This is a genomic window from Candidatus Photobacterium acropomis (assembly GCF_030685555.1).
GTDB classification, from domain to species: Bacteria; Pseudomonadota; Gammaproteobacteria; order Enterobacterales; family Vibrionaceae; genus Photobacterium; species Photobacterium lucens.
The window spans coordinates 438020-460549 of sequence record NZ_CP131609.1 but is presented as its reverse complement, the minus strand read 5'-3'; the positions used below and the strand labels follow the sequence as shown (position 1 = coordinate 460549).

Here is a 22530-nt window from a genome sequence, read left to right as displayed (position 1 = left end):
ATAACCTAAGCCCCGTCGTAGGTATCATTGATCCAATAAGACCAACAATACCCAATGGTTCATCAGCTAGATCGTGTTTATCACGCACAAACTAGCGATTTCTCTCTATACAAAGGATAACTATGAGCACGCTTAGCCTAATTACAGGTAGCACTCTTGGTGGTGCGGAATATGTTGCCGATCATTTGGCTGAACTATTAGAAGATAATGGCCATCAAGCTGAAGTGATCAACCAAGCTGAATTCTCAAGCCTAAATCAAGACGATATTTGGCTGATCATCTGCTCAACCCACGGTGCAGGCGAATATCCAGATAACTTTTTACCGTTTGCCGAAGAGCTAGAGCAACAACAACCTGATCTTAGCGGTGTTACCTTTGCCGTTATTGGTCTTGGTGACAGTAATTACGATACTTTCTGTGCTGCTGGTAAGAAAATTGAAGGGCTACTGCTTTCATTAGGTGCAAATCAGCTTGGTGAGCGTCTTGATATTGATGTTTCATCAACACCAGTGCCTGAAGAACCAGCTGAAGAATGGTTTAATTCGTGGGTAAAGCTGCTTGATGCGTAAAAAAGCGTCAATTTTTACTCAGAATTATAACTAATTTCGATCTTTTTTCTGTGGATAACTATAGATCAAAACGGTGATCAACCCATAGTTATCCATTTAATAACTTATAGACCGCCCTCTCCCTGTGAATAAGTACCATTTTTGATCCCAGCCTATACCCGATCAGATCCAAGCTCCTCCACAATAAATGATCCTCGCTAAACACATGATCATTAGGATCATTTAACGGTTATCCACACGATCAGGTGATCTTAATAGTAGATCTAACAGAAGATCTCTTTAAAAAGATCTTATATATATTTAAAGAGCGTAATTACCCTGATCAAATGATCTTGATGAAAGATTCTCTCTTGCACAGAAAAAGGATAGAATGTCCGCCCTTTGCTCGAGTTAACTCACTGGCTATTTAAATACCTGAGGAAGTTCCATGTTTTACCAGGAAAAATTTGATGTCATCGTTGTGGGTGGTGGTCATGCTGGCACTGAAGCCGCATTGGCAGCAGCCCGAATGGGACAAAAAACCTTACTGTTGACCCATAATATCGATACGTTGGGCCAAATGTCGTGTAACCCAGCGATCGGCGGGATCGGGAAAGGACACCTGGTTAAAGAAGTTGATGCCCTGGGCGGTTTAATGGCAAAAGCCATTGATAAAGGCGGTATTCAATTCCGTACGCTGAACTCATCAAAAGGTCCAGCTGTACGTGCAACACGTGCACAAGCGGACCGTGCATTATATAAAGCAGCAGTACGTAACGTATTGGAAAACCAAGAAAACCTAATGATTTTCCAACAAGCAGTAACTGATCTGATTGTTGAAAATGACCGTGCTGCCGGCGTTGTAACGGAAATGGGACTAAAATTCCGTAGTAAAACCGTTGTGCTAACCGTAGGTACTTTCCTTGGCGGTAAGATCCATATCGGTCTAGAAAATTACAGTGGTGGTCGTACAGGTGATCCTGCATCAATCGCACTGGCGGATCGTTTACGTGAATTACCACTACGTGTCGATCGTCTAAAAACAGGTACACCGCCACGTATTGATGCTCGAAGCGTTGATTTTAGTGTGCTTGAAACCCAACATGGTGATAATCCAACCCCGACGTTCTCATTTATGGGTAAGCAATCGGATCATCCACGTCAGATCCCATGTTTCATTACTTACACCAATGAGCGTACTCATGAAGTGATCCGTAACAACTTGGATCGCAGCCCAATGTATGCGGGTATTATTGAAGGGATCGGTCCTCGTTACTGTCCGTCTATTGAAGATAAAGTGATGCGTTTTGCCGATAAAAACAGCCATCAAATCTTCATTGAGCCAGAAGGCTTAACGACTAATGAATTATATCCAAATGGTATCTCCACCAGCTTACCGTTTGATGTACAAATGCAAATTGTACGCTCGATGAAAGGCTTCGAGAACGCAACGATTGTGCGTCCTGGTTACGCGATTGAGTACGATTTCTTTGACCCACGCGATCTAAAACAAACCTTCGAGAACAAATACATCGATGGTCTATTCTTTGCCGGTCAAATCAACGGTACTACTGGTTACGAAGAAGCGGCAGCACAAGGTCTGATGGCGGGTATGAACGCAGCGCTTCAAGCACAAGATAAAGAAGGCTGGAGCCCTCGTCGTGACGAAGCTTACATGGGCGTATTGATCGACGATCTATCAACCATTGGTACTAAAGAGCCGTACCGAATGTTTACCTCTCGCGCCGAATACCGTCTATTATTGCGCGAAGATAATGCCGATCTACGTTTAACACCAAAAGGTCGCGAGCTAGGTTTAGTGGATGATGAGCGCTGGGCGCGTTTCAATCAGAAACTGGAAAACATGGAGCTTGAGCGTCAACGTTTAAAAGATATTTGGATCAATCCAAAATCAGATCATGTTGATGAGCTAAATAAGATCCTAAAAGCACCGATCACTCGTGAAGCAAGTGGTGAGGATCTTCTGCGTCGTCCAGAAGTAAGCTACGAGCAATTAACCGCAATTGAAACTTTTGCGCCAGCCCATGAAGATGTTGAAGCGCGCGAGCAAGTTGAAATTCAGGTGAAATACCAAGGTTACATCGATCGCCAACGTGAAGAAGTAGAAAAATCACTTCGCCATGAAAAAACTAAACTACCGTTTGATTTAGACTACAGCCAAGTTAAAGGTCTATCGAACGAAGTGGTAGCAAAGCTAACTGATGCAAAACCAGAATCTATTGGTATGGCATCGCGTATTTCAGGTATCACACCGGCTGCTATTTCTCTGTTACTTGTGTATCTAAAAAAGCACGGCTTGCTAAAAAAAGGTGAATAAGGGGTAAACAATGAAACAACGATTGGTACAACTTATCGCCCAAACTGACCTGCAGGTCACAGAACAGCAACTTGACCAGCTGATCGGTTATGTCGAACTGCTGCATAAGTGGAATAAAGCGTATAATCTGACTTCTGTCCGTGATCCTAACGAAATGTTAGTTAAACATATTATGGATAGTATTGTGGTCAGCAAGTATCTAGGTGGCACAAATTATATTGATGTCGGTACTGGTCCTGGTTTGCCAGGGATCCCGCTGGCTATTATGTGTCCTGATAAATCATTTACCTTGCTAGATAGCTTAGGTAAACGCATTCGCTTTATCCGCCAAGTGATCCATGAGCTGAAAATTACCAATGTGACACCGGTACAAAGTCGCGTTGAAGAATTTGAAGCTGAAGATGGCTTTGATGCAGTGTTAAGTCGTGCGTTTGCATCGATGGCTGATATGGTGAACTGGTGTCACCATCTACCAAAGTCTGGCGGTCAGTTCCTAGCATTGAAAGGCCAATACAACGAGCAAGAAGCGGCAGATCTGCCAGAGTGGTGCTCGGTTGTTGAGGTGAAATCTTTACAGGTTCCTGATTTAGAAGGCGAGCGTCATCTAGTAGTCTTAACGGCAAAGGATTAATTGTTGAGGTTTTCTTGTGGGAAGAATCATAGCAGTAGCTAATCAGAAAGGTGGTGTAGGTAAAACAACCACTTGTGTAAATTTGGCAGCATCATTGGCCGCCACCCAACGAAAAGTGTTGGTAATTGATCTCGATCCGCAAGGAAACGCGACCATGGCCAGTGGGGTTGATAAATACCAAGTTGACGCTACCGCTTATGATCTTCTGGTTGAAGAAAGCCCATTTAATGATGTTGTTATTAAAGACACCACTGGCGGTTATCATTTGATAGCCGCTAATGGTGATGTAACGGCGGCCGAAATCAAATTGATGGAAGTGTTTGCCCGTGAAGTACGTTTGCGCTCAGCGCTAGCAAACGTGCGTGATGATTACGATTATATTTTTATCGATTGTCCCCCATCTTTAAACCTTTTAACCATTAATGCTATGACGGCGGCTGATTCCGTATTAGTACCGATGCAATGTGAATACTTTGCATTAGAAGGCTTAACCGCATTAATGGATACCATCAGTAAACTGACTGCAGTGGTCAATAGCGAGCTTAAGATCGAAGGGTTACTCCGTACCATGTTTGATCCTCGCAATCGTCTTGCCAATGAAGTATCACAGCAGTTGAAAAAGCATTTTGGCGATAAGGTTTACCGTACCGTTATTCCACGTAATGTCCGCTTAGCAGAAGCGCCAAGCCATGGCCGCCCTGCAATGTATTACGACAAATATTCAAGTGGCGCTAAAGCGTATTTAGCCTTAGCCGGTGAAATGATCCGCCGCGACGAATTAGCATTACAAACTGTCACTCCAGTGGACGCATAAGGTTTTTCATGAATTTTAATAAACGTGGCCTCGGTAAAGGGCTAGATGCTTTGTTGTCAACCAGTGCGGTTGCACAAGCAAAGCAACATAACAATCAAATTGCTCCATCTGTTGAGGGGCAAACTGACGGTGAGTTACGAGAGCTGGCTATTGATGCGCTGCAATCAGGCCAATATCAACCTCGCAAATCCATGACAGAAGAAACTTTGGCTGAGTTGGCAGAATCGATCCGTGCTCAAGGTATTATTCAGCCAATCGTTGTTCGCCGTCTTGCTAACCAAGATTTTGAGATCATCGCAGGTGAGCGCCGTTGGCAAGCAGCTAAGCTTGCTGGTTTATCTAAAGTGCCTTGTTTAGTTAAGGCCGTTGATGATCGTGCTACTATGGCTATCGCATTGATTGAGAATATTCAGCGTGAAGATCTCAATGTCATCGAAGAAGCGGTTGCGCTTGCAAGACTTCAGCAAGAATTTTCACTGACTCATCAACAAATTGCTGATGCAGTGGGAAAATCACGTGCTGCTGTTTCTAACTTATTGCGTTTAAACCAATTAAGTGAGCCTGTAAAACAATTAGTTGAGCAAAAAAAGCTCGAAATGGGTCACGCAAGGGCTTTATTATCCCTTGATGAGCCGCAACAGTTACCTATAGCACAAAAAATTGTCAATAATTTGTTAACTGTTCGTGAAGCTGAAAAACTGGTTAAAACACTTTTAAACCCTATGGTACCGAAATCACCTAAGCCTATCAGTGAGCAAGTGGCATTGTTGCAAAATAGACTAACTGAGCGACTTGGCACCAAGGTGGCGATTAATCAAACCAAAAGTGGTAAAGGAAAGCTCGTTATTAACTTTGATCAACAAGACAAACTTGAGCAAATTATTGCAATGCTCGAGAAAAACATGTGATGTTAAATGTGTAAAATTTGTTAGAAATATAACATCATCGTGATCAAGTTAGAGTGTTGTAAAATCTAACTGTTTTTTTTGCTGCTATTTGATTGCAATCAATTTTATGAGTCGTATAATTTTCGCTGTTTTCCCAAGCACGGATCGTGTAAAGGAATGGACTCGAGGAACGAATACATGGTATCGACGCTAGCTAAACCGGGACGCCAATTGGCAAAACGGTTGCTGTTACTACAATCTGGCGTCGTGATAGCAACGGCATTAACGGCAGTTTTTGCTGTCAATGTTGACTGGGGAATCTCTGCATTGATTGGTGGCGGCATCTTCGTGATCGCCAATGCTGTCTTCGCAATGTGTGCCTTCATGTTTAGTGGTGCTAGGAAAGCACGATTAGTCATGGCGTCATTCTATGGCGGAGAAGTGCTAAAAATTCTTATCACAGTCATCCTTTTTGCCATTGCTTACCTGTATATAGGGGTGGAACTTGTTCCCCTCAAACTAACCTATTTGCTGGCCCTTGGTATTAATATTTTTGGACCGGTTTTATTCATTAACAACAACAAATAGGATGAGTTATGGCTGCGCCAGGTGAAGCGCTAACGCCGTCAAGCTACATTACTCACCACTTAACCAACTTATCAACCGATAAGCTAGGTTTAGCGAGTGAAGGTAGTTTCTGGGCGGTGCATATTGACAGCCTTTTCTTCTCTGTTTTGACCGGTTTAGCTTTTTTGTGGGTATTCCGTTCAGTTGCGAAGAAGGCGTCATCAGGAGTTCCAGGTAAATTACAATGTTTTGTTGAAATGGTGGTTGAATTCGTTGATACCAACGTAAAAGATACTTTCCATGGGCGCAATCCACTTGTGGCTCCGTTAGCACTGACGATTTTCTGTTGGGTACTGCTAATGAACATCATGGACTTAGTGCCAATTGATTTCATTCCGTATGCAGCAGCAAGCGTCGGGATCCCTTACATGAAAGTGGTTCCAAGTGCTGATGTTAACATCACCATGGCAATGGCGTTAGGCGTGTTCGCATTGATGATTTACTACAGCATCAAAGTGAAAGGGCTTAGCGGTTTTGCGAAAGAACTGGCTCTTCACCCGTTCAATCACCCAGTAATGATCCCGTTTAACCTACTTCTTGAAGTGGTATCGCTACTAGCGAAGCCAATTTCACTAGGTATGCGTCTATTCGGTAACATGTTTGCTGGTGAGGTGGTGTTTATCCTAATCGCGGCACTAATGCCGTGGTGGGCTCAATGGCTAGGCTCGGTACCGTGGGCTATTTTCCACATCCTGGTCATTACAATTCAAGCATTCGTATTCATGATGTTAACTATCGTGTACCTGTCTCAGGCACATGAAGACAATCATTAACGATTATTTGTAAACATTTTTATTATATGGCGCTTTCGCCGACAACTATAAACTGGAGATAGTGATGGAAACTTTACTAAGCTTTTCTGCGATTGCCGTGGGCATTATTGTAGGTCTTGCTTCCCTTGGTACAGCGATCGGCTTCGCACTTCTTGGTGGTAAGTTCCTTGAAGGTGCAGCACGTCAACCTGAAATGGCTCCAATGCTTCAAGTTAAGATGTTCATCATCGCTGGTCTACTTGATGCGGTACCAATGATCGGTATCGTAATCGCGCTGCTATTCACATTCGCAAACCCATTTGTTGGTCAGCTAGCTGGTTAATAAATCGTAGTGTCAGGTTTGCTTAAAACCTGACATTAAGTAGCAAATGGACTCTAGCAACCCTTTTTAAGGAGATGCGTTGTGAATATGAATGCAACTTTGCTGGGTCAGGCTATCGCTTTCTTCGCCTTCGTGGTGTTCTGCATGAAATATGTATGGCCACCAATTATGGAAGCGATTGAAGAACGTCAGAAAAAGATTGCTGACGGCTTGGCTGCCGCAGATCGCGCAGCCAAAGACCTTGACCTTGCACAAGCGAATGCTTCAGATCAACTTAAAGAAGCGAAACGCGCTGCGAGTGAGTTGATCGAGCAAGCAAACAAGCGTAAAGCTCAAATTATCGATGAAGCGAAAGCTGAAGCTCAAACTGAGCGTGAGAAGATTCTTGCGCAAGGTATGGCGGAAATTGAAGCTGAACGTAACCGTGCTCGTGATGAGTTAAGAAAACAAGTTGCAACTCTGGCTGTGATTGGTGCTGAGAAGATCATTGAACGTTCGATCGATGCGGACGCTCAAGCAGATATTCTTAACAAAGTCACTGCAGAACTGTAATTAAAGGGGCAAGCTTATGTCACAAATGACTACTATCGCACGCCCCTACGCTAAAGCAGCTTTTGACTTTGCGGTCGAGAAGAACGCACTAGCACAGTGGGCAGAAATGCTAACTTTCGCTAGTGAAGTAGCAAAAAATGACACTATGCAGGATGTGCTGGATAGCGGTTTTGCTGCTGAAAAGCTAACTGAGATTTTTGTTTCAGTATGCGGTGAGCAACTCGATGAATTTGGTCAAAACCTTTTAAAGGTAATGGCTGAAAATGGACGCCTTAAGGCGCTACCGGATGTCTGTGAAGAGTTTATGTTTATGAAAAATGAACATGAACACACCATCCAAGCAACAGTGGTTTCTGCCGTTGCTTTAGATGAGTCTCAACTAGACGCCATTAGCGCGAAACTTGAGCAGCGTTTAGCGCGTAAAGTTATGCTGACTTGCAGTGTAGACGAGACCCTGATTGCCGGGGTTGTAATTAGAGCTGGAGACCTTGTTATCGACAACTCTGTACGGGGCAAATTGAACCGTCTGAGCGATACTTTGCAGTCTTGATTTGGGGAATTGGAGCATGCAACTTAATTCCACGGAAATTAGCGCACTGATCAAGCAACGTATTGAAAACTTCAACGTTGTAAGTGAAGCGCGTAACGAAGGTACTATCGTTTCTGTAAGCGACGGTATTATTCGTATCCATGGCCTTGCTGACGTAATGCAAGGTGAAATGATTGAACTACCAGGCGGACTATACGCACTGGCACTTAACCTTGAGCGTGACTCGGTAGGTGCAGTTGTGATGGGCCCTTATGCTTCTCTACAGGAAGGCATGAAGGTAACCGGTACTGGTCGTATTCTTGAAGTACCTGTAGGTCCTGCGCTACTTGGTCGTGTTGTAAACACACTAGGTCAGCCAATCGACGGTAAAGGTCCAATTGAAACAGAGACATTCTCTCCTGTTGAAGTAATTGCACCGGGTGTAATCGATCGTAAATCTGTTGATCAACCAGTACAAACTGGTTACAAAGCAGTTGACTCAATGATCCCAATCGGCCGTGGCCAGCGTGAGCTGATCATCGGTGACCGTCAAACCGGTAAAACTGCGATGGCTATCGATGCCATCATCAACCAGAAAAACTCTGGTATCTACTCTGTGTATGTGGCTATTGGCCAGAAAGCTTCAACTATCGCTAACGTAGTTCGTAAGCTTGAAGAGCACGGCGCACTGGAAAACACCATCGTTGTTGTAGCATCAGCATCTGAAGCTGCTGCATTGCAATACCTAGCACCATACTCTGGTTGTGCGATGGGCGAATACTTCCGTGACCGCGGCGAAGATGCACTGATTGTATACGATGACCTGTCTAAGCAGGCTGTTGCTTACCGTCAAATCTCACTATTGCTTAAGCGTCCACCAGGTCGTGAAGCATTCCCTGGTGATGTTTTCTACCTTCACTCACGTCTTCTAGAGCGTGCTTCTCGTGTAAGCGAGCACTACGTTGAGAAATTCACTAACGGTGAAGTGAAAGGTCAAACAGGATCGCTAACGGCACTACCGATCATCGAAACCCAAGCGGGTGACGTATCGGCATTCGTACCGACTAACGTTATCTCTATCACTGATGGTCAGATCTTCCTACAAACAGAACTGTTCAACGCCGGTATTCGTCCAGCGGTTGACCCAGGTATCTCTGTATCTCGTGTAGGTGGTGCTGCCCAAACCAAGATCATCAAGAAACTGTCTGGTGGTATCCGTACCGCACTTGCACAGTACCGTGAACTAGCGGCATTCGCACAGTTCTCGTCTGACCTTGATGACGCAACGAAGAAACAGCTAGATCATGGTCAGAAAGTAACTGAACTGATGAAGCAAAAACAATACGCGCCAATGTCTGTATTTGAGCAAGCGGTTGTTATTTTTGCAGCTGAAAAAGGCTACTTGAATGATGTTGAGCTGACTAAGCTTGCTGATTTCGAAGCAGCGTTACTTTCTTACGCGAAAGGTCAGTTTGCTGAGCTAGTTGCTCAGATCGATGAAACGGGTGCTTGGAACGACGAAATCGCTGCGCAGTTCGCGAAACTGCTAGAAGATTTCAAAGCGACCCAGACTTGGTAATTGGTTGGTGATCGCTTGCGATCACCTTCTAACGGAGAGTAACGATGGCCGGCGCAAAAGAGATTCGTAACAAGATCGGTAGTGTTAAAAACACGCAAAAGATCACTAAAGCGATGGAAATGGTGGCTGCTTCTAAAATGCGTAAAACGCAAGAAGCGATGGAGTCATCACGTCCGTACGCACAAACTATGCGCAAAGTGATCGGTCATATCGCCCTTGGTAGCCTTGAGTATAAGCATCCTTATCTCGAAGAGCGTGAAGCCAAGCGCGTTGGTTACATCATTGTTTCAACTGACCGTGGTCTATGTGGTGGCTTGAATATTAACTTGTTCAAAAAAGCGATCACTGACATTAAGACATGGTCAGACAAAGGTGCAGAAGTTGATTTAGCGTTAATTGGCGCAAAAGCAACGGCATTCTTTAATAGCTACGGCGGTAACGTGTCAGCACAAGTATCAGGTCTTGGTGATTCACCAAGCGTTGATGAGCTGATTGGTACTGTTGGCGTCATGCTGAAGAAATATGATGAAGGCCAATTGGATCGCCTGTATGTGGTTTACAACAAGTTTGTAAACACCATGGTACAGGAACCAGTGATTGATCAATTGTTGCCTTTGCCTAAGTCAGAAGACGAAGAAATGCAGCGCAACCATTCTTGGGACTACATTTATGAGCCCGAGCCGAAAGCCCTACTTGATACCCTGTTGGTTCGCTATGCCGAATCACAAGTGTACCAAGGTGTGGTTGAGAACCTTGCCAGTGAGCAAGCGGCACGAATGGTAGCGATGAAAGCTGCAACAGATAATGCAGGTAATCTGATTGATGAACTGCAACTTGTGTACAACAAAGCTCGTCAGGCTGCGATCACACAAGAACTGTCAGAAATCGTTTCTGGCGCATCTGCTGTATAAGGCAAAGAATTAATAAGTTTAGAGGATTAACGATGGCTACAGGTAAGATCGTACAGATCATCGGTGCGGTAGTCGACGTAGAGTTTCCACAGGACTCTGTACCACAGGTATACGATGCCCTTCACGTTGATGCGAAAGAGAACGGTACGCTAGTACTTGAAGTTCAGCAGCAACTTGGTGGTGGTGTTGTTCGTGGTATCGCAATGGGTACTTCTGATGGTTTACGTCGTGGTTTGTCTGTTGAAAACACAGGCCGCCCTATTGAAGTACCAGTTGGTAACGCGACGCTAGGACGTATCATGAACGTACTAGGTCAACCAATTGATGAGTGTGGTGAGATCGGTGAGCAAGAGCGTTACGCTATTCACCGCGCAGCACCTAGCTACGAAGAACAATCAAACGTAACTGAACTACTAGAAACAGGCGTTAAGGTTATCGACCTTATCTGTCCATTCGCTAAGGGTGGTAAGATCGGTCTGTTTGGTGGTGCAGGTGTTGGTAAGACCGTTAACATGATGGAACTTATCAACAACATCGCCCTAAAACACTCAGGTTTATCTGTGTTTGCAGGTGTTGGTGAGCGTACTCGTGAAGGTAACGATTTCTACTTTGAAATGCAGGAAGCGGGTGTTGTTAACATCGAAAATCCTGAAGAGTCTAAAGTAGCAATGGTTTACGGCCAGATGAACGAGCCACCAGGTAACCGTCTACGTGTTGCTCTGACTGGTCTTACAATGGCAGAGCGCTTCCGTGATGAAGGTCGTGACGTACTGTTATTTATCGATAACATCTACCGTTACACCCTTGCAGGTACAGAAGTATCAGCACTTCTAGGTCGTATGCCATCTGCCGTAGGTTACCAGCCTACACTTGCAGAAGAGATGGGTGTACTTCAGGAGCGTATCACGTCAACGAAGACTGGTTCTATCACGTCTGTTCAGGCGGTATACGTACCTGCCGATGACTTGACTGACCCATCACCAGCAACGACGTTCGCGCACCTTGACGCAACAGTTGTACTTTCTCGTCAAATTGCATCGCTAGGTCTATACCCAGCTATCGACCCATTGGACTCTACTTCTCGTATGCTAGATCCATTGGTTGTTGGTCAAGAGCACTACGACATTGCGCGTGGCGTTCAGAGCCTACTTCAGCGTTACAAAGAGCTAAAAGACATCATTGCAATCCTAGGTATGGACGAGCTATCTGAAGAAGATAAGCAAGCTGTATCTCGTGCACGTAAGATTGAACGTTTCCTAACTCAGCCTTACCACGTTGCAGAAGTCTTCACTGGTGACCCAGGTATCTACGTATCGCTAAAAGATACGCTACGTAGCTTCAAGGGCCTACTAGCGGGTGAATACGACGATATCCCAGAGCAGGCATTTATGTACTGTGGTGCGATTGAAGACGTATTAGAAAACGCGAAGAAGCTGTAAGCTAATTAGGAGGCGACATGGCAGCGATAACTTTCCATCTGGAAGTAGTCAGTGCTGAGAAACGTCTGTTCTCTGGTCGTGCTGAAAATATTCAGGTAACGGGTAGCGAAGGTGAACTGGGTATTCACGCAGGTCACACCCCACTACTGACTGCTATCACCCCGGGCATGGTACGTATTACCAAGCAAGGTGGTGAGGAAGATGTGATTTATCTTTCTGGCGGTATGCTTGAAGTTCAGCCTGCTGCAGTGACGGTATTAGCCGATACTGCTATTCGTGGTGTCGATCTGGATGCCGCGAAAGCAGAAGAAGCGAAACGTCAAGCTGAGGAGCGAATCCATAATCAGCATGGCGATATTGACTTCGCGCAGGCAGCGAGTGATCTGGCGAAAGCCATTGCTCAGCTACGCGTTATTGAGTTAACAAAACGCGCACGCTAGTCTGACGCTAAAGAAAGCAAAAAAGCGACCATTTCGGTCGCTTTTTTTATATTTACTCTATTGTTACTTGTATGCTCTGAATAGACGAGAAACTGTATCCTGCTTATTTTATTTTTAGTAATGAACTAAATTGCGACGAGAGCATGTTATTTGTCGGTGAGAAATAAGCGCTAGCACTTAAAACTGTGCTAAGTAGGCGGTACAATAGAGAAAGATTATGAATTTATGCATCAAGAGGGATATCCCATCATGAGCTTTAGTGCTGTGATTTTAGCTGCGGGTAAAGGTACCCGCATGTATTCTAATTTGCCTAAAGTGCTTCACACTTTGGCAGGTAAGCCGATGGTTAAGCATGTGATTGACACATGTAATGATCTTGGTGCGCAAACTATTAACTTAGTTTACGGTCATGGTGGTGACAAGATGCAGCAAGTGTTAGCACAAGAAAGTGTTAACTGGGTGCTGCAAGCAGAGCAGTTAGGTACTGGTCATGCGGTTAATCAAGCAGTACCTAACCTTGCTGATGATGAGAAAGCATTAATTCTTTATGGTGATGTGCCACTTATTAGCGCACAAACACTTGAGAACTTACTTGATGCACAGCCTGACGGTGGTATTGCGCTGCTAACGGTTGTACTTGATGATCCAACGGGTTACGGTCGTATCGTTCGTCGTAACGGTCCTGTTGTTGCTATTGTTGAGCAAAAAGATGCAACTGAAGAGCAGAAGCTGATCAAAGAAATCAATACTGGTGTCATGGTTGCTAACGGTGGTGATTTGAAGCGCTGGTTATCTGCGCTTAAAAATGACAATGCGCAAGGTGAATACTACCTAACGGACATCATCGAAATTGCCCACAATGAAGGTCGTGCCGTTGAAGCGGTACATCCTGTGGCTGCGATTGAAGTGGAAGGGGTAAATAACCGCGTACAGCTTGCGCGTTTAGAGCGTGCTTTCCAAGCAATGCAGGCTGAACGCCTACTTGAGCAAGGTGTAATGTTACGCGATCCTGCTCGTTTTGATTTGCGTGGTGAACTTCAATGCGGTACTGACGTTGAAATCGATGTCAACGTGGTAATTGAAGGTAGTGTGAGCATTGGTGATAACGTGGTTATCGGTGCTGGCTGTGTACTAAAAGATTGTGAAATTGACGACAATACTGTGATCAGTCCGTATTCTGTGATTGAAGGTGCAACGGTGGGTGAATCTTGTACTGTAGGTCCATTTGCACGACTACGTCCAGGCACAGAGTTGCAAACACAAGCGCATGTAGGTAACTTCGTTGAAATGAAGCAGGCACGTTTAGGCGAAGGCTCAAAAGCGGGTCACTTAACTTACTTAGGCGATGCTGAAATTGGTGCTAACGTGAATATCGGTGCAGGTACCATTACTTGTAACTACGATGGCGCAAATAAGTTTAAAACTGAAATTGGTGATGATGTGTTTGTTGGCTCTGACACACAACTTATTGCACCAGTGAAAGTTGCAAGTGGTGCAACCATCGGTGCTGGCGCAACTATTAATCGTAATGTTGGCGAAGGTGAGTTAGTGATCACTCGCGCACCTGCTCGTACTATTCAAGGTTGGAAACGCCCAACAAAGAAATAATCATTGCTATTTTTGATTTTAAAAGCAGGCACCTTTTGCCTGCTTTTTTATTGTCTAAATATCTTTATGTATGACAGTTTTCTCCCTATTTTCTTCTGTCCGAAGTGGGCATTATGGTTATTTCGAGATAAAAATTATGCGCCATGTGCATATTTGTTATTGATCGATTAATTTTTAAAAAGCTATACTAAGTTTCAAATCGAAACTTAAAATATCATTTCAAAACTTATGTCTAAGCGTAATACTCAGCAACGTCGTCATGCTATTGCGGCGATGGTCAGTGCTGAAGGTGAAGTCAGTGTTGATGTATTGGCCAGCCATTTTTCTACTTCCGAAGTTACTATCCGTAAAGATCTCGCGGCATTAGAAAGCTCAGGTTTATTGTTGCGTCGTTATGGTGGTGCGATTTCAATGCCGAGTGAAATTGTCTCTACTGATTCTGCTGAAAAAGTTTCAGAACGAAAGCAAGCGATCGCATTAGCGGCTTCTGAGCTTATTCGCGATCACAATCGCATCATTGTTGATTGTGGTAGTACAACAGCAGCATTAATTAATTTGCTAGGCACTAAGCAAGGCTTGGTGGTAATGACTAACTCTTTGCAAGTAGCGAACGCATTAAATGCATTAGAAAACGAACCAACGCTGTTGATGACTGGTGGTACATGGGATCCCCACTCTGAGTCTTTCCAAGGCAAAGTCGCAGAATCAGTACTGCGATCTTACGATTTTGATCAGCTCTTTATTGGTGCGGATGGGATTGATATTGCTCGTGGTACAACGACTTTCAATGAGCTAACAGGATTAAGCCGGGTGATGGCTGAGGTATCGCGAGAAGTCGTGGTGATGATTGAGTCATGCAAGATTGGACGAAAAATTCCTAACTTAGAATTGGCATGGCAAGGAGTAAGTACGCTTATCACTGATGACGGCATGAGTGATGAAGATACAACAGCAATTGAGCAACAAGGCGTGCGAGTGATCCGTGCCTGTTGTGAACGATAACAAGTAGTAAAGGATAGACCGTTATGTGTGGGATTGTCGGTGCGGTAGCACAGCGTGATGTGGCAGAAATCTTAATCGAAGGTTTACGTCGTTTAGAATATCGTGGTTATGATTCAGCAGGTATTGCCGTTGTTGATGATCATCAGCTTCACCGTGTGCGACGAATGGGTAAAGTACAAGCCTTGGCTGAAGCCGTTGAGGCAACCCCGTTATTTGGTGGTACTGGTATAGCACATACGCGTTGGGCAACCCATGGTGAGCCATCAGAATCTAATGCTCACCCGCACACTTCTGGCGAACATATCGCTATTGTTCATAATGGTATTATTGAAAATCACCAAGCATTACGTGAGTTATTACAACAGCGTGGTTACGTATTTAGCTCGCAAACTGATACTGAAGTGATTGCTCACTTGGTTGAATGGGAACTGCGTTCTGCTACGTCGTTACTAGAAGCGGTACAGAAAACAGTAACACAATTAGAAGGTGCTTACGGCACTGTGGTGATGGATAGCCGCGATCCCGAGCGCATTGTAGTAGCACGCTCTGGCAGTCCGTTAGTGATTGGTTTGGGCGTGGGTGAGAACTTCATTGCTTCCGATCAGTTAGCGTTATTGAATGTGACGCGACGCTTTATGTTTTTAGAAGAAGGTGATGTGGCGGAAGTTACCCGTCGTTCTATTTCGGTATTCAATCAAGCCGGTGAGCAAATTGAGCGTGCGGTGACAGAATCGAATGTTCAACATGATGCGGCTGATAAAGGTGCTTTTCGCCACTATATGCAAAAAGAGATCTTTGAGCAGCCAAGTGCTTTGATCAACACCATGGAAGGCAGGATCAGCAATGATAAAGTGATCATTGAAAGTTTTGGCAGCGATGCGAAAACGATCTTTGATAAAGTCGAGCATATCCAGATCATTGCCTGTGGTACTTCATATAACGCGGGTATGGTCGCGCGTTACTGGTTTGAATCCATTGCTGGTATTAGTTGTGATGTTGAAATTGCTTCAGAGTTTCGATACCGCAAGTTTGTTACCAGACCAAACAGCTTATTGCTGACCTTATCTCAGTCTGGTGAAACGGCAGATACTTTAGCTGCCCTTCGATTAGCGCAAGAGAAAGGCTATATGGCGGCGATGACGATTTGTAACGTAGCTGGCTCATCATTGGTGCGTGAATCTGATTTAGTTTTTATGACTCGTGCAGGGGCTGAAATTGGAGTGGCATCGACCAAAGCTTTCACAACTCAACTGATTTCTTTATTGATGCTTGTGACCGCATTGGGTAAACAGCAAGGGAAAATTGACTCTCAAAAAGAGCGTCAAATTGTGCATGCCATGCAGCAATTACCTGTTTGCATTGAAAAAGCGCTAACCCTTGATAAGCCGATTGAGCTACTTGCAGAAGAATTTAGTGATAAACACCATGCGCTCTTTTTAGGTCGTGGTGAGTTCTACCCTATTGCGGTGGAAGCCTCATTGAAGCTTAAAGAGATCTCGTACATTCATGCTGAAGCGTATGCGGCTGGTGAGTTAAAACACGGCCCATTAGCACTGATTGATGCCGATATGCCTGTAATTGTGGTTGCGCCAACCAATGACTTATTGGAAAAGCTTAAATCCAATATTGAAGAAGTGCGGGCTCGCGGTGGTTTACTGTATGTCTTTGCTGATAGTGAAGCAGGTTTTGAGGCAACGGAAGGGATGAAAATCATCACTATGCCAAGTGTGGATGAAATTATTGCCCCTATTTTCTATACCATTCCGATGCAATTGCTGGCTTATCACGTTGCTTTAATTAAAGGAACTGATGTTGATCAGCCTCGGAATCTAGCAAAAGCGGTGACTGTTGAGTAATTAAAATTGACCATCATTGAAAAGACGCAGCAATGCGTCTTTTCTATTTTTTACGCCTAATCGTTTTGTTGCGAAATACAAAAATGTCTGTATTTCCATACGATGTGCAATTCAAATTAAGAATAATCTTCTACTCCTATCTTATCTGTTTGTTTTTAAAGTATAAAAAAAACTGACAAATTGGCTCGTCATCTGCAAAGCTGCAATAAGCATAATATTCTTCGCAGTGTGATTGGAGGAGAAGCATGACAGAGCCTAAGACCCAAATTGCTGCACGGATCAAAGAAGCAAGAGAGTGGAAAGGTTTGACTCAAGTGCATATGGCTCAGCAATTAAAAGTTGCGCGTCAAACCTATCTTGATTTGGAAACGGGAAAAACCGAGCCTAAGGTGCGTCTACTTTCTGAAATATCGGAAATTACAGAGCGTCCACTGACATGGTTTGTTTATGGTGATGAAGGAATAGAGATATTAGAAAGCGAATATAAAGAAGAGATTGATCGACTATTACAATTTTTCAGCCGCTTGCCTCACTCTGCTCGCCATATTATTTTGCAGCAATGTATTAATCTCGCCAGTTTTATGGCGGAGTACACACGTGCACTGACACATAAAAATAAATAAATTATCATCGATTTTGGTGTCTTATTTACTGTTCATTTGTGGTTTTTAATTGCCTTATTTTGTTTGCACTGATGATGGCTGGTCACACTTTTACATTGATGACCATAGACATATTTTGGGGTGAAGAATAACGTAGGAAATTCCTTAGATTTAATACGGTATTGATGTCTATTATGAGCGACGTACCCCCTACTAATAAGATAAATAATACCGACCAGCAAATGGCACAATTGGCGCTGAAAATTCGTGAAGCGCGAGAGTGGAAAGGGATCACCCAAGTAGCTATGGCGAAGCAGCTTGGTGTGGCTCGTCAGACGTACCTAGATCTAGAATCAGGTAAAACTGAGCCAAGAGTGTTGATGTTATTAAATATAGCTAAGATCACCGGACGGTCGCTGAGTTGGTTTCTTTATGATGACGGTAATCCCGAGTACGGTGATATTAACCGTTTATCGATGCTGTATGCGCAAATGCCTTCTCCATTGCGTTATAAGATGGTAGAGCAAAATATCAATTTGATCTCATCTTGCCTTGAATATGCACTTGATAAACATTAATAATTTAGTGTCTATAAATGAAAAAATAAAAAGCAGCATTCGCTGCTTTTTTATTTAAAGGCTCAAAGAGCTTTTATTGTGCTAAGAAAAACTTATAAGCTGGATTTTCCGTTTCATCTTTCCAGTGGTAGCCCAACTCTCGCAAATGACTGGTGAAAGACAGTAAATCTTTATCTTCTAATTCAAATCCACAAAGCACACGACCATAATCAGCACCGTGATTGCGGTAGTTAAACAAGCTGATATTCCAGCGGGTACCTAATGTCTTTAAGAAGCGAATAAGCGCGCCTGGGTATTCTGGGAATTCAAAGCTGTATAAACGCTCTTTTAATGGTTTTGATGGTCTGCCCCCAATCATATAGCGAACATGCACTTTCGCCATTTCATCATCGGACAGATCGACTACCGGATAGCCGCCTTTTCGTAGATCTTGGATGATGCCATCAAGTTCTTCTTGACCTTGCATTAAACGCACACCAACAAACACATTTGCCAGTGAATCATCGTTATAACGGTAGTTAAATTCGGTAACAGCACGTCCACCAATAAGGTGGCAGAAATCAAGAAAAGCACCAGGACGTTCAGGAATGGTGACGGCTAACAGCCCTTCTCGTTTTTCACCCAGCTCACAACGCTCAGACACATAACGTAAACCATGAAAGTTTAAGTTTGCACCTGATAAAATCGCAGCCAGTTGCTGATCTTTAAGTTGATGCAATTCTACGTACTTTTTAAGCCCTGCTAATGACAAAGCTCCTGAAGGCTCAGCTATCGCTCGGGTATCTTCAAAGATATCTTTAACCGCCGAGCAGATTTCATCACTGCTTACTGTCACCACATCATCAAGGTATTGCTGACATAAACGGAAGGTTTCGCTACCAATACGTTTTACTGCCACACCATCAGCAAACATACCGACTTGATCTAATGTGACGGGTTGGCCTGCATCAAGCGCTGCTTTTAAACAGGCTGAATCTTCAGCTTCGACCCCAACCACTTTAATTTCAGGTAAGAGTTGTTTTAAAAGCACGGCAACGCCTGCCGCTAAGCCGCCGCCACCAACAGGTACAAAAACATAATCGAGATGACCATTTTGCTGTACTAACTCAATACCAATGGTACCTTGTCCTGCAATCACCGATGGGTGATCGAAAGGCGGAATAAAGGTATAACCATGTTGTTCTGCAAGTTGTTCGGCATAGCCCTTAGCTTCATCAAAGTTACTGCCATGCAGCACCACATGCCCACCAAAACTGCGCACCGCATCAACTTTGATATCCGGTGTGGTGCGTGGCATCACAATCGTCGCTTTAACGCCAAGTTGCTGGCTTGATAAAGCTAAACCTTGTGCATGATTACCTGCTGATGCAGCAATAACACCTGCGGCTTTTTGCGACTCGGTGAGTTGCGACATCATGTTATAAGCGCCACGTAACTTAAATGAGTGAACCGGCTGGCGATCTTCTCGTTTTAGTTGGATCTGATTCGCTATCCTTGCGCTCAGACGAGACATATTTTGCAATGGGGTGACTTGCGCCACCTCATATACTGGCGCTCGAAGGATATTGCGAAGATAGTCGGCTCCGCTAAGTAGCACTTCATCCGTGGCCTGTTTCACTTCGCTCATGATGATTATCCTTCTAGTTTAGACTTATCGCGAACAGCGCCTTTATCAGCACTGGTCGCTAAGTTGGCATAAGCCTTAAGGGCAAAAGATACCTGACGTTCACGATCGACTGGCTTCCAACCGCGTTGCTCTGTTGCTTCACGACGTGCAGCTAGAGTTGCTTCATCAACGTTGAGCTCAATGCTACGGTTTGGAATATCAATTGCGATGATATCGCCATTTTCAATTAAGCCGATGGTGCCGCCATTTGCCGCTTCTGGTGAAACGTGACCAATGGAAAGACCGCTCGTTCCGCCAGAGAATCGACCATCAGTGATCAAGGCACATTCTTTACCTAAGCCCATAGATTTTAAGTAAGTGGTTGGGTAGAGCATTTCTTGCATGCCTGGACCGCCTTTTGGCCCTTCGTAACGAATAACCACCACATCGCCAGCTTTAACTTTGCCACCAAGGATCCCTTCTACCGCCGTCTCCTGGCTTTCAAAGACAATCGCAGGGCCGGTAAAGGTTAAACAGCTTTCATCAACTCCTGCGGTTTTAACGATACAGCCATCTAGCGCCATGTTGCCCGAAAGCACGGCAAGGCCACCATCTTGGCTAAAGGCAAATTCTTTACTACGAATACAGCCGTTTTCGCGATCATCATCAAGGGTTTCCCAGCGGCAATCTTGTGAGAATGCTTGTGTGGTTCGAATGCCAGCAGGGCCGGCGCGGAAGAAAGTTTTCACTGCTTCTGAGTCAGTCACTTTGATGTCGTATTGACGGAAACTTTCGGCAAAGGTTTCACCAAGCACGTTGTGACAGTCGCTATGGAATAAGCCGGCACGATCCAACTCACCAAGAATACTGTAAACACCGCCAGCACGGTGCACATCTTCCATGTGGTATTTCTGGGTAGATGGCGCCACTTTACACAGATGTGGCACACGGCGTGACATGCGATCGATGTCTGCCATGGTGAAGTCAACTTCGCCCTCTTGCGCTGCGGCTAATAGATGCAAAACGGTATTCGTTGAACCACCCATTGCGATATCAAGTGCCATCGCATTTTCAAAGGCTTTTTTATTGGCAATATTGCGTGGTAAGACGGTTTCATCGTCTTGCTCATAGTAACGCTTAGTGAGATCAACAATACGTTTACCCGCATTAATAAATAGCTGCTCACGATCAGCGTGGGTTGCCAGCATTGAGCCGTTACCTGGTTGGCTCAAACCAAGCGCCTCGGTTAAACAGTTCATGGAGTTCGCGGTAAACATCCCAGAACATGAACCACAAGTTGGGCATGCTGAACGTTCGATCTGCTCACTTTGCTCATCCGATACTGTTGGATCGGCACCTTGGATCATCGCATCAACCAAATCAAGTTTGATCACCTGCTCTGACAGCTTGGTTTTTCCCGCTTCCATTGGGCCACCCGACACAAAAATCACAGGAATATTAAGGCGCATTGACGCCATTAGCATTCCCGGAGTGATTTTGTCACAGTTCGAAATACACACCATGGCATCGGCACAGTGGGCATTAACCATGTATTCAACAGAATCTGAGATCAGCTCACGTGATGGCAGTGAATAGAGCATACCGCCATGACCCATTGCAATGCCGTCATCAACAGCAATGGTATTGAACTCTTTAGCAATACCGCCCGCTTCTTCAATTTGTTTGGCAACCAGCTGACCTAAATCTTTTAAGTGGACGTGACCTGGAACAAATTGGGTAAAGGAGTTAACAACAGCGATGATAGGCTTACCGAAATCTTCATCTTTTACGCCAGTGGCACGCCAAAGCGCACGAGCACCAGCCATATTTCGACCATGGGTTGTGGTAGCAGAACGGTATTTAGGCATAACAAAAAATCCTTTTTGAGCACTGCCACCAAGGTGCGGCGGCAGTTTTGATATATGTTGAGTGGCGATGAAGGGGGATTATTTCTCTGGGTAGACGTAATCTAGCCAGCCCCATTTGTCTTCTGTTTCACCATTAAACAAGCCGAAGTAAGCCGCTTGTAGCTCTTTCGTCACCGGTCCACGTTTACCAGAGCCGACTGTGATTTGATCCACACTGCGTACCGGTACGATTTCAGCAGCTGTACCTGTCATGAATATTTCATCGGCAAGGTAGAGCGCTTCGCGCGCAATATTTTCTTCACGCACTTCATAACCATGCTCTTTCGCTAAGATCATGATGGTGTCACGGGTAATCCCCGGTAAGATCGCACTGGTCGTTGGTGGAGTTGAAAGAACGCCATTACGCACTACAAAAATGTTCTCGCCAGCACCTTCAGATAGGTAACCATCTACACTTAGCGCAATACCTTCTGCATAACCGTGGCGACGAGCTTCACTACCAACCAATAATGAAGATAGGTAGTTACCACCTGCTTTTGCTGCAGTTGGAATAGTATTTGGCGCGGCACGATTCCAACTAGAAATCATGGCATCAACGCCATTTTCAAGTGCTTCTTCACCAAGGTAAGAGCCCCAAGGGAAAGCTGCAACGATCAGATCCATTTTAGTATTAACAGGAGGACACACACCTAGACCTACATTACCGACATAACCTAGTGGGCGAATGTAGGCAGAGTCTAGCTTGTTGACACGGATCGTTTCACGACAGATCTCCATGAGCGCATCACAGCTATATGGAATAGGGAAACGGTAAATCTTCGCTGAATTTAGCAAGCGATCCATGTGCTCTTTATGACGAAAAACAGCGGGGCCTTTCGGTGTGTTGTAACAACGGATCCCTTCAAAAACCGAGGTGCCGTAGTGCATCGCATGGGTTAGAACGTGAACATTAGCATCTGCCCAAGGCACGATTTCACCGTTAAACCAAATATAATCTGCAGTATTTGCCATGTTGAATTC

The 22530-nt window shown here is 44.6% G+C and carries 22 protein-coding genes; 19 read left to right on the top strand and 3 right to left on the bottom strand.

Annotation, left to right across the window (positions count from 1 at the left end; all coding sequences use genetic code 11):
* Positions 1-122 precede the first annotated feature (122 nt).
* The 19 genes from mioC to Q7657_RS08675 all read left to right on the top strand — a co-directional run bounded on the left by mioC (position 123) and on the right by Q7657_RS08675 (position 18036).
* Positions 123-569 (top strand): FMN-binding protein MioC, encoded by a 447-nt coding sequence (gene mioC, locus Q7657_RS08765; protein WP_053986530.1) that lies wholly within the window; start codon positions 123-125, stop codon positions 567-569.
* Positions 570-996: 427 nt separating this feature from the next.
* Entirely contained in the window at positions 997-2886 is a 1890-nt protein-coding gene (gene mnmG, locus Q7657_RS08760; protein WP_107167298.1) for a tRNA uridine-5-carboxymethylaminomethyl(34) synthesis enzyme MnmG, read from the top strand.
* Positions 2887-2896: 10 nt separating this feature from the next.
* A complete protein-coding gene (gene rsmG / locus Q7657_RS08755; protein WP_008988322.1) occupies positions 2897-3517 on the top strand; it encodes a 16S rRNA (guanine(527)-N(7))-methyltransferase RsmG in 621 nt (206 codons plus the stop codon).
* Positions 3518-3533: 16 nt separating this feature from the next.
* Entirely contained in the window at positions 3534-4331 is a 798-nt protein-coding gene (locus Q7657_RS08750) for a ParA family protein (protein ID WP_053986533.1), read from the top strand.
* A gap of 8 nt (positions 4332-4339) precedes the next feature.
* A complete protein-coding gene (locus tag Q7657_RS08745) occupies positions 4340-5239 on the top strand; it encodes a ParB/RepB/Spo0J family partition protein (protein ID WP_107167297.1) in 900 nt (299 codons plus the stop codon).
* 177 nt (positions 5240-5416) lie between these two features.
* A complete protein-coding gene (locus Q7657_RS08740; protein WP_008988325.1) occupies positions 5417-5806 on the top strand; it encodes a F0F1 ATP synthase subunit I in 390 nt (129 codons plus the stop codon).
* Positions 5807-5814: 8 nt separating this feature from the next.
* Complete coding sequence (atpB, locus tag Q7657_RS08735) at positions 5815-6618, top strand: F0F1 ATP synthase subunit A (protein ID WP_008988326.1); 804 nt, start codon at positions 5815-5817, stop codon at positions 6616-6618.
* A 64-nt stretch (positions 6619-6682) separates the two neighbouring features.
* Positions 6683-6940, top strand: coding sequence for a F0F1 ATP synthase subunit C (gene atpE / locus Q7657_RS08730; protein WP_005372317.1), 258 nt, complete (start codon positions 6683-6685; stop codon positions 6938-6940).
* An 81-nt stretch (positions 6941-7021) separates the two neighbouring features.
* Positions 7022-7492, top strand: coding sequence for a F0F1 ATP synthase subunit B (atpF, locus tag Q7657_RS08725; RefSeq protein WP_008988327.1), 471 nt, complete (start codon positions 7022-7024; stop codon positions 7490-7492).
* Between the two features lie 16 nt (positions 7493-7508).
* Positions 7509-8042: a F0F1 ATP synthase subunit delta gene (atpH, locus tag Q7657_RS08720; protein WP_023933997.1), complete on the top strand. Its 534-nt coding sequence runs from the start codon at positions 7509-7511 to the stop codon at positions 8040-8042.
* 16 nt (positions 8043-8058) lie between these two features.
* Positions 8059-9600: a F0F1 ATP synthase subunit alpha gene (gene atpA, locus Q7657_RS08715; RefSeq protein WP_008988329.1), complete on the top strand. Its 1542-nt coding sequence runs from the start codon at positions 8059-8061 to the stop codon at positions 9598-9600.
* A gap of 44 nt (positions 9601-9644) precedes the next feature.
* Entirely contained in the window at positions 9645-10511 is an 867-nt protein-coding gene (gene atpG, locus Q7657_RS08710; RefSeq protein ID WP_008988330.1) for a F0F1 ATP synthase subunit gamma, read from the top strand.
* Positions 10512-10543: 32 nt separating this feature from the next.
* Positions 10544-11950, top strand: coding sequence for a F0F1 ATP synthase subunit beta (atpD, locus tag Q7657_RS08705; protein WP_107167296.1), 1407 nt, complete (start codon positions 10544-10546; stop codon positions 11948-11950).
* Positions 11951-11967: 17 nt separating this feature from the next.
* A complete protein-coding gene (locus Q7657_RS08700; protein ID WP_008988332.1) occupies positions 11968-12390 on the top strand; it encodes a F0F1 ATP synthase subunit epsilon in 423 nt (140 codons plus the stop codon).
* A 249-nt stretch (positions 12391-12639) separates the two neighbouring features.
* Positions 12640-13998: a bifunctional UDP-N-acetylglucosamine diphosphorylase/glucosamine-1-phosphate N-acetyltransferase GlmU gene (gene glmU, locus Q7657_RS08695; protein WP_061014712.1), complete on the top strand. Its 1359-nt coding sequence runs from the start codon at positions 12640-12642 to the stop codon at positions 13996-13998.
* A gap of 228 nt (positions 13999-14226) precedes the next feature.
* Positions 14227-15000: a DeoR/GlpR family DNA-binding transcription regulator gene (locus Q7657_RS08690; protein ID WP_008988334.1), complete on the top strand. Its 774-nt coding sequence runs from the start codon at positions 14227-14229 to the stop codon at positions 14998-15000.
* A 23-nt stretch (positions 15001-15023) separates the two neighbouring features.
* Positions 15024-16856, top strand: a complete 1833-nt coding sequence (gene glmS, locus Q7657_RS08685) for a glutamine--fructose-6-phosphate transaminase (isomerizing) (RefSeq protein WP_107167295.1) — start codon at positions 15024-15026, stop codon at positions 16854-16856.
* 245 nt (positions 16857-17101) lie between these two features.
* A complete protein-coding gene (locus tag Q7657_RS08680; protein ID WP_053986540.1) occupies positions 17102-17479 on the top strand; it encodes a helix-turn-helix transcriptional regulator in 378 nt (125 codons plus the stop codon).
* Between the two features lie 164 nt (positions 17480-17643).
* The gene (locus Q7657_RS08675; RefSeq protein ID WP_164488047.1) at positions 17644-18036 is read left to right on the top strand and encodes a helix-turn-helix transcriptional regulator; all 393 of its coding nucleotides are present in this window, start codon (positions 17644-17646) and stop codon (positions 18034-18036) included.
* 73 nt (positions 18037-18109) lie between these two features.
* On the opposite strand, the gene ilvA is transcribed toward Q7657_RS08675, so the two are convergent.
* The 3 genes from ilvA to ilvE all read right to left on the bottom strand — a co-directional run bounded on the left by ilvA (position 18110) and on the right by ilvE (position 22521).
* A complete protein-coding gene (gene ilvA / locus Q7657_RS08670) occupies positions 18110-19663 on the bottom strand; it encodes a threonine ammonia-lyase, biosynthetic (RefSeq protein WP_107167294.1) in 1554 nt (517 codons plus the stop codon).
* Between the two features lie 5 nt (positions 19664-19668).
* Complete coding sequence (ilvD, locus tag Q7657_RS08665) at positions 19669-21510, bottom strand: dihydroxy-acid dehydratase (protein WP_107167293.1); 1842 nt, start codon at positions 21508-21510, stop codon at positions 19669-19671.
* 78 nt (positions 21511-21588) lie between these two features.
* Positions 21589-22521, bottom strand: a complete 933-nt coding sequence (gene ilvE / locus Q7657_RS08660; protein ID WP_107167292.1) for a branched-chain-amino-acid transaminase — start codon at positions 22519-22521, stop codon at positions 21589-21591.
* Positions 22522-22530: the final 9 nt, after the last annotated feature.